The 8,314-nt window shown below is 31.2% G+C and carries 7 protein-coding genes and 1 pseudogene; all 8 read right to left on the bottom strand.

The genetic code is table 11. The features are described 5' to 3' along the window. Positions 1–102: 102 nt before the first annotated feature. A complete protein-coding gene (locus IV512_RS17175) occupies positions 103–933 on the bottom strand; it encodes a glycosyltransferase (protein WP_209405579.1) in 831 nt (276 codons plus the stop codon). Positions 934–1,476: 543 nt separating this feature from the next. Beyond that, a pseudogene (locus IV512_RS17180) lies at positions 1,477–1,665 on the bottom strand (IS3 family transposase); the annotation flags it as partial. A gap of 35 nt (positions 1,666–1,700) precedes the next feature. After that, positions 1,701–1,865, bottom strand: coding sequence for a hypothetical protein (locus IV512_RS17185; protein WP_209405583.1), 165 nt, complete (start codon positions 1,863–1,865; stop codon positions 1,701–1,703). A gap of 19 nt (positions 1,866–1,884) precedes the next feature. Then, positions 1,885–2,568: a thioesterase II family protein gene (locus IV512_RS17190; protein WP_209405585.1), complete on the bottom strand. Its 684-nt coding sequence runs from the start codon at positions 2,566–2,568 to the stop codon at positions 1,885–1,887. A 9-nt stretch (positions 2,569–2,577) separates the two neighbouring features. Then, a complete protein-coding gene (locus IV512_RS17195) occupies positions 2,578–2,934 on the bottom strand; it encodes a hypothetical protein (protein WP_209405586.1) in 357 nt (118 codons plus the stop codon). After that, positions 2,934–5,144 carry a penicillin acylase family protein gene (locus IV512_RS17200; RefSeq protein ID WP_209405588.1) on the bottom strand — a complete coding sequence of 737 codons (2,211 nt, stop codon included), beginning with the start codon at positions 5,142–5,144 and terminating at the stop codon, positions 2,934–2,936. Before IV512_RS17200 ends, IV512_RS17195 begins: the two co-directional genes overlap by 1 nt. A gap of 95 nt (positions 5,145–5,239) precedes the next feature. Further along, positions 5,240–6,859, bottom strand: a complete 1,620-nt coding sequence (locus IV512_RS17205) for a cyclic peptide export ABC transporter (RefSeq protein ID WP_209405590.1) — start codon at positions 6,857–6,859, stop codon at positions 5,240–5,242. A gap of 383 nt (positions 6,860–7,242) precedes the next feature. Next, on the bottom strand, positions 7,243–8,314 hold a 1,072-nt coding region (locus tag IV512_RS17210; RefSeq protein WP_245224907.1), incomplete at its 5' end, for a thioesterase domain-containing protein.

The raw sequence follows: 8,314 nt of genomic DNA on the forward strand, positions 1-8,314 counted from the left end.
AGGTTAAGGCTTCAAAAAGCGTAAGGCGACATAAAGAACCAAGTAGCTACATTCCTTAAATAGATTAATAGAAATTGCTTAATTGGCGTGCAAAAAACACTTTTAAGAAAACCTTTCAAATTCTAAAATTGCATTGTTAATGAACTTATTAGCCAATAATATTTTCTCTTTTAAAAAGTCAATATTTTTTTCTGGCTTCCAAAACGCATAATGAAGTATTTTAATGTCTTTCACATTAATTTCATTGAACATTGATCTGGTGATAAAACCAATCTGAAAATTATATTTGCATTCGTTAGAAATTGGCATTTTATTTAGAAGGATCCACAAAGTGAGAATACTTTGATCCGAGTGATTGGCATACTTATTATATCTTTTGGTTAATGACCAAATTTGACTAAAATGTTCTTTTTTCCTATAGGATTTAGGAATTGCCAAAACACCAGCATTAATCATATTTATTTGACCCAAATCTATTCCGTCTTCTAAGGTTAATTTTTTTAAATCATATGTATCCAATTCAGTATTAAAGGCCTTTGTATTGGAAAAGTCAGAGACAGCAAAAAGGTGGTTGTGCTTAAAAAGTTCTGGAAAGGGTTTTAGAATTACTGTGTCACAATCCAAATAAACTATAGTATCAAATCGATTAAAATACTCTTCCCATAGTAAAAACCTGCTATAAGTCATGATTGACCCGATTACCCCTAAATTCAAATTTTTGAATTTTTCTGAAGGATAGGCAATATCAAGTAAATCAACCTTTTCCAAATCATTAATAAAAGAGAATACCTGGGAATCGGAACCTTCATAATATACCAAAACCATAGGATGATCTGGATAATTTCGTTTCAAACTATTGAGACATACCTTGGCATATTTAAAAAAGATATCATCAAATGATAAGAATATGCAGTTTTTCATCGATTTTTTCATTAATGTTTTGGAAGACCAAGAGCCTGTTCAAGTATTATCCTTTTGTTTTCTTTTGATTATTTTTCGCCACTCATTGTTTCAAAAATGCTTATTTGGTCCTGCCAAAGTCTGCTTTTTAGGCTCGTACTTGGAAAAAAGTACACTTACTAAATTTCAAGAACAAAACTTAAACAGGCTCCTAATTTTGTGGTTGCTTAAACATTTAAATGAAATTGAAAATTTACTTCAAACCCAAAAGAATAGGAGATAAATAGGGTCAATTAAACTTAGTCTAGTGTTTCATTCTCATTCTAAAAATAATGTAAAATTACTGAATGGCCAAACGCGGCTGGTGTAATACTCCCTAAAAACTGGACCAATGGCTTGGTTAAAAAATGAAAGTTTAAATTTAACCGTGGTTATGAAAGAAAAACCCAGAAAATTCAGACCGCAGTTCAAGGCGAACATTGCCATTGAGGCCGTTAAGGGAAGTTATACGCTGTCCCAACTGGCCAAGAAGTTCAATGTGGACTTGCAACAAAAAAGTGGACATTTAGATAAGAGTCATACCGCTGATTTTTGGTTATACATTTCGTTTTCAAATTCCTCTATTGTTTTATTGTTCAGTGTCGAGTGTATCCTCCTTCTATTATACCAGGTCTCTATCCACTGTAATATCGATAGTTCAGCTTCGGAACTGAAGCTATAATTTTGATGGTACACCCATTCCTCCTTTAAGCTCTTTAAGAAAGATGAACATCCCCCACTGAATAAGAGTGTTTTTTCTACTACAAGGCCAAGGGGCGGTGCGGCGATAAACTGTTACGCATGCGTATGAAAGAGATTGCCGCTGCCAGGGTACGCCTTGGATTTTGGCGCATCCCCATATCCTTTTGAGGAGGGAAGGCTACATTTTTAGGGAAGGCTACACGCACAGTTCCTTGGGGTATCAAAAGATGTTTTTTTTGAACTTTATAATCCTCGAATAAGATGGTTTGCAATATCTTGGGCATGTTTATGTATAAAAAAATGATTCCCTTCAAATGGATATAAGGTCACCTTATTGGTAGTTTCTCGATTCCAGTCTAAGAAGTCATTTTTATTTTTTAATTCTTCGTTTCCGTATAAAACATCTATAGGAATGTCTAATTGCCTACTTTTTTTGAATGAATATTCTTCAATCGCTCTAAAATCGGCTTTAATTATGGGCTCAAAAAAATCCCTCAATTGTATTTCATTGTCAACTTCTTTTGGAATACCACCTAAACTGGTCAACTCTTCCCAAAATTGCGCACTTGGATAACTACTTATTTTTTGTTCCCTTGGTGAGTGTGGAGCCTTTTTTCCTGAAACAATAAGCTTTAAAGGCAATTTTAATCTTTTTTCTTGTATTCTTTTGCAAATCAAAAAAGCAATTAAAGCCCCCATGCTATGTCCATACATAATATAAGGTTCATTTTTCCTTATAGAAGGTATAACTCTTATCGATAAATCGTCAATTATCGCGCCAATGGAATCTAAAGACTTTTCCAAAACTCTTTTTCCTCTCCCTGGATTTTCAAATACCTCCAAAACCATTTTTTTCTTTAAATAAGGTTTTAAAAAATCATAAGAATATTTATTTCCTCCGGCGTATGGAAAAGCAATAATTTTCATAGTCAAATTTTAAGAAGAAAAATTATTGAGAATTAATTTTTGAAATTTGAAACCAAATAAAAACAGAAGTGAAATATTTAGTGTGTTAAACAAGATAAATGTAACATCTATTAGAAAAGTCGACAATCCTAAATTTTCAACAACGTGATCCAGATAACTAATGTTTTTGTTTGCAGTATAAAATAATATTCCAAAAAATATCAACTGCGAAATTATCATTTTTAAGAAAACATTTCTATCAGTTAAAAACCATCCCCCTATAAAACCAATTACTATTGTACAAACCAAGATAAATGTATAGTTTTCAAATAAAACTTGAGGGAATAGTGCAGTTATAAATGGTAATGTATATTTAATATTTCTCATTAATTGAAGCTTAGAGTGGTAGAAATGTTTTTTAATTTTTTTGGATTTTCTTTGAACTGAGTCTTTTTATATTTTCCATCTCTCCAATCATTAATTTGATTAGAATAGTTGGCAGAGTTCATTTTTCCACTTTGACCTCCTGCCATAATCGTATGTCCTTCTATACTACCTTTTTTCATTTCATAAATTGATCTAAATACGGGATGCGCATAAGAATTCACATTAATAGTATTTTTGTTTCCTCCTGGATTAGGTAAATCATACCCAAATCCGGGTAACATGGAAATGTTCTTAATAAAAATATTGTGGTTATATTGTTGTTCCTTATTGCCCTTTTCGTTTTCTAATGTAACTGTAGAATCTACTCTTTTTATAATATTAACCAATATATCTTTCTTTGCACAAAATTTTCCCTCATTGCAAATATCACTACTCAAATAGTTCAAAAACGATTTCATGGAAGGAGCTTTTTGTACTTTAAGTTCCTCATTTGCGTAACGCCGTGCTTCTTTAATAGTACTCCTCCTAAATATTTCGTATATGAACGCTTCTTTCGAGTTACTTTTCATATTACCATTCCAATTAGATAACATTTTTTTTAAATAAGCATATTTTTCGTCAAAGGAGTAATCCTCAAACACTTTTTTTAAATGAAAGAACGAAATGTCAACTTTATCGAGTTGCATTAATTTCATATCCCTTGTATTCAATAAATCTTTTTTATTCAATAAACTATCTATATGCGATACCCTATAATCATCTTTATTCCAATGAGCACCGAAATAATAATCATTTTGAACGGGTAATTGATTTGCTGAAAAAAGGTAGTTTTTTTTCGGATTGCTTGTTTCCCATTGAGTAGAGACGAACTCTTCTTTGAAAGGTTCTCTTGTTCCATCTAGTAACCCTCCATTAAAACCGAGGGGTCTTTTAGGGAGTTTCCCGGCACAAACAATTCCAATAGTATCATTTATGTCAGCATAAATGAAGTTTTGGGGAGGGTAGTCGTAGGTACTTAAGGCATTTTTAAACTCACTATATTTTTTGGCTTGCATTACATCAAAAAGCGCTTTTGTAGAATAGCTTTTTTCTGACGGATACCATTTTTGAGCATAATAGTTGCTATCTTTTTTTATGACTTTACCATGAACGGTCCTTTTAACAATTATCTTCTCATCTTCCTTTCCTCTAACCTCTATACGGTATTGTTTTTCTTGGAAAGGAACCCAATTTCCATTAAATAAATATAAACTATCTTTTTTTGTAGTTAACAGATAGCGGTCTGTCAAATCCCATTCTCCATTCGTAATCCCCCAAGAAATATTATCGTTATGACCACTAATAATCAATGGAACCCCAGGGATGGAAAAGCCATATGCTTTTAAGTTTTTGCCAATAATGCTTGCCTCATAAAAAGCTCCGGGTAATGTAAGGGATAAATGTGGATCGTTAACTATTAATGGAGCCATTCCTTTTGATTTCTTACTGTTTATCACCCAATTGTTACTTCCGATATCCGTATTGAAATTTGAAGAGAAATGACGTACTTCATTAATTGATCTATTCTTAAAAGATTGCCGCCCTGACTTATTAGTTTTGAATTTTTTGGCAGGGAGAATCGTTTCTAAATCATCAAATCGCTGAGGGTATAGGATATCAAAGATTTCTTTTGGTAAATTATCCAGTAGTTCTTGATGTGCAATATGATAATCGAAATACGCTAAATTCTTACTCATATACCAAGTTGTTAAAAGGGAATATTCCGGTTTCCACTTCGCTGGTTTTAAACCAAAAATTTTGTAAAGTGGGTCATCAATCTCATTATTGTTCAAATATTCGTTGACCCCTTCACAATAACTAATTAAATAAGAATAAAATGCAGGAGATTCTGTTTTGTACTCTTCTAATATTTCTTTCGATTTTTTATTGAATTCATATGGTTTCCAAAACTTATCAGAACTAACTACACGCTCTCCCAATATTGAGGATAATTCTCCTTTAACTACCCTTGACATAAGCTCCATTTGAAAATAACGGTCTTTAGCGTGCATAAATCCCAGCCCATAGGCTAAATCATTATCTTCATTCGAATATATATAGGGGATTCCGAATGTATCAATTTTTATTACCAAATCCTTTCCGACATTGACTTTAGATAGAGTTTTGTCTGGATCTTTAAGTGCTAAAAGTCCTGATTTATATGTTAACATATTACCTAAACTGTTTATTGGAAAGAATTTATAATTTGTGATGAATATCCATAGCAAAGATGTTAATAGGACAGCTGAAAGTTTAAATATTCTCATTATTTAATGTTGGTTTTATATATAGTTTCTAATTTCCCATAATCCATTTTATAAATCCTATCAGCCTCCTTGTAATAATGATCATCATGGGTAATGGCAATTATTGTTTTATTTTCTTCTTTTACTATCCTATGAATAATTTCGGTATAGAATCTCTTTTTAAAATCTGGATCTTGGTCTGCAGCCCATTCATCTAAGATCAGAATGGGACGACCTTCCATTATGGCTGCAATCAGCGCCAGTCTTTTTCGTTGTCCGGTTGAAAGGTCGGTAGTTGACAATTTATTGTTGTCTAATGATACTTTATGCTCTATTTCAAATAATTTCAATAATCGCCGAACCTTTTTTTTGTCAATATTCACGATTCCATAAAACTCTTCAAATAAGTAGAAGTCACTGAATACGGGGGAAAACAAATCACGAGTTAGCTTGATTTTATCAACGTCTACTTTTTTATTGTCAATCGTTAAAATACCTTTTTGAGGAACCTGAAGAGCAAGAATCATATTGATGAATGTAGTTTTTCCAGAACCATTACCACCATATATGAAGACAATTTCATTAGATTTTAAAACAAAGTTTATTGGACCTACTGAGAATAATCCATCTGGGTAGGAATATTGATAATCTCTAAATTTTAATATTTCAAAACTATAGTCGGTTTTTAAAATTTTTAACTTCTGAATTTTAATTCCCTCATGAGTATTTAATTTATTCCTGATGTAATTTAGTTTATTGTATGAAATTTGTGCTCGATTTAAAACAGGAATACTAATCATAATATTAACTATCGGCCCTAATAAATATAGTAGGGCAAATACAAAACTTACTGTTGTCCCTAGTTCGATATAAAAATAATCACTAATCACCACTAAAATGATTGTTATTATACCATAAAAAAGCAACTGACTAATCAGATGGCTATTTAAATAACCAACATAAGCATTCACATTTCGTTTTTCTCCTTCAAAAATTAGCGGCAATATCTTTAAATTAAGTATATCATCTCCTTTTTTATTATTTATTTTAATTTCTTTATTTCCTTCAAGTATGCTATTGAATCCCCTCATGAAATCTTTTTCTAAATTTCTAACTTTGGTGAATTGGGAATTACTGATCTTTGCATTTTTGAAAAATACTAAAGCACCAATACCAATACAGAGAAGACTGATGAAGAAAAGTTCTAATGACAAATATCCCAAATAGATAAAACAGGTAATAACTAAAACAATTGAAGTAAAGAAACCTACTAACACAGTGGAAGCACTAGTAATATTATTTACATCCGTCGTTAGTGACGAATAAATTTCATCTTTTAGTTCACTAACTATAAGATAGGGAGCCTTAATAATTAATCTGGTAATATCTTCTCTAATACTCCAAAATATACGTTGTGAAAGCTCTATAATACCTTGGGAAAGTAATCTTCGTGAAATAAAAAATAGTACAATAACAATTGAGAATAATAACATGAAGTTATTTTCTTCTGGCATTGACCCTTTTATTAATAGGCCAATGACATTATTAACTAAGACAATAAAAATGAAGCCCGCTAATCCTGACATGATTCCTAAAATGGCATATAAAGGTATTTTTTTAATCTGTTTTTTAAGGCTCATAAATCTTATTTGCAGTTTATAATTGCATTTTAATCTTGGAAAAAATTGGAATTTAATTACTATTGCAATCTGTTATATCTCTACTAAACTTTTCTCTCTCCTTTAAATTAGAGTGTTTGTACATTCTCTAATTAAAAATCACATTTTTTACCTTAATAAATAACTCTTTTGTTGTTAAATGAATTTCTGATCTTATTGATGGTCTCATCGGTTATTCTAAAAAAGATTTTGTCTTTAAAAGATGTTAAGGTATTCTTCATCTCAAAGAGTTTTATCACAAACTAAACTTAGGAGTTTTAAGCAAAGGTTTTTGATAGACTGGTTATAACAATTGTTACACTTTTTATTGATAAAACTGATAAGCAAATTATATTATTGATTATTTAGCATATTTTTTTCAATATTAGTTTTGAAATTTGTTCTAAATAATTACTATCTAAAATTGTGCTATGATTACATGGTATTGGGTGAACGATTACCTCCTTACTTGTAAACCGTTTCCATCCATAGTCATCCAAATCATTAGTAAAACTTTTTTTATCTTTTTTCCTCTTATTTGTTAATTCGAAAGGGGCTTTATACATGGCTCTAAACAAAACAACGGTTGTATTTAGTTTTTCTTCATTTTTAAACTTGTATTTGTAATTTTGATTCCGGAATCTGATTTCAAACCTTCTTCGTATTTCGGCTTCATTCATTTTATATTTTGAATCTCTTGCAAATTTGCATAAAGAATCTATTAGTTCTTTTCTGGATTTACCTTCTAGCGATAAATCTGATAAATGAAATTCTTTATCAGATACCTTATTTATAGTATTATATATCAATTCTCTAAAGGTTTGGTCTTGATCTATATTTTTTACCTTATGGGCTTTCACTTTTAAAGGAGATTTGTCAAATATTATTAGTTCTTCTACTTCAAAGCCTTTTTTTTGAAGCTGTAATGCCATTTCGTAGGCTACCGTTCCTCCAAAAGAATACCCTCCAAGGCGATAAGGACCATTTGGATTTATTTTTTGCATTTCTGTTATAAATATAGAAGCCATTTTTTCAATAGATTTTGAAATCGGTAGTTTCCCATATAATCCTGGGCTTTGAAAAGCGTACAAAGGTTGAAATTCTCCTAATTGCTTAGCTAATCGAATATAACAATCAATTGTGCCAGATACAGGAGGTGCGAGATATATTTCTTTTTGATTCCCTTTCTCTTGTACAGGAACCAATATATTCTCGTTAAAAGAGCTCCTTGATGATATTTTTTCAACAAATTCAGAAATTGTCGAATGCTCAAATAGTGTATTTAAATTAATTTCAGAATCAAGCGTTTTATTGATGCGAGCTATTACTTTGATAGCATTCAGGCTATGACCCCCCATTTCGAAGAAGTCGTCCTTTATTCCTATTTTTTCCCTTCCGAGTACCTCCTGCCATATGGCGGCCAGTTGTTTTTCGGTC

Source organism: Pseudozobellia sp. WGM2 (assembly GCF_017810075.1).
In the GTDB taxonomy this organism is placed as follows: Bacteria; Bacteroidota; Bacteroidia; order Flavobacteriales; family Flavobacteriaceae; genus JADNYK01.

Bases quoted from the DNA above. Each gene is read 5' to 3' on its own strand.
- IV512_RS17175 (WP_209405579.1), bottom strand. From the start codon at position 933: ATGAAAAAATCGATGAAAAACTGCATATTCTTATCATTTGATGATATC.
- IV512_RS17200 (WP_209405588.1), bottom strand. From the start codon at position 5,144: ATGTTAACATATAAATCAGGACTTTTAGCACTTAAAGATCCAGACAAA.
- IV512_RS17195 (WP_209405586.1), bottom strand. From the start codon at position 2,934: ATGAGAAATATTAAATATACATTACCATTTATAACTGCACTATTCCCT.
- IV512_RS17205 (WP_209405590.1), bottom strand. From the start codon at position 6,859: ATGAGCCTTAAAAAACAGATTAAAAAAATACCTTTATATGCCATTTTA.
- IV512_RS17190 (WP_209405585.1), bottom strand. From the start codon at position 2,568: ATGAAAATTATTGCTTTTCCATACGCCGGAGGAAATAAATATTCTTAT.